The 401-nt window shown below is 45.1% G+C and carries 1 protein-coding gene; it reads right to left on the minus strand.

All coding sequences use genetic code 11. From position 1 onward, the window contains the following. Positions 1-132 precede the first annotated feature (132 nt). The coding region (locus E3E25_RS11535; RefSeq protein WP_206204740.1) for a hypothetical protein at positions 133-401 on the minus strand (269 nt) is incomplete at its 5' end.

Here is a 401-nt window from a genome sequence, read left to right on the forward strand (position 1 = left end):
ATCAAGGTCCTCGTTTCTGATAATTGCCTCAACTTTCTTCATGGGTATCACAATGATATTTTGGAAAAACTCCCGAAAAAGCTTTCGAAAATTCAAAGAAAAAGGTCAAAAACAAGTATCACCTAATCTGTCTCACAAAATACCCGCCATTTTCAGCTTGGCAAGCGTCTTTGGCCCGATGTCCTTTATCTTAAGCAGGTTACTTTTGGGCTTTCTGATAGTTTTCTTGTTCTCTCGCGGATCTGCTTCACCTTTTGAGGACAGCTTTTCCCTCTTTCCCGGATAGCACTGCAGCTCTCCGTCCCTCTTTTGGGCTTCCGGGCGAAGGTTTCGGCAACCTCCGTCGCATAGGCCCTTTACTCTTCCATCTTGACGAGTTCTTCGGGTTTTTCCTCCCTCTT

This window comes from Thermococcus sp. MAR1, assembly GCF_012027305.1.
In the GTDB taxonomy this organism is placed as follows: Archaea; Methanobacteriota_B; Thermococci; order Thermococcales; family Thermococcaceae; genus Thermococcus.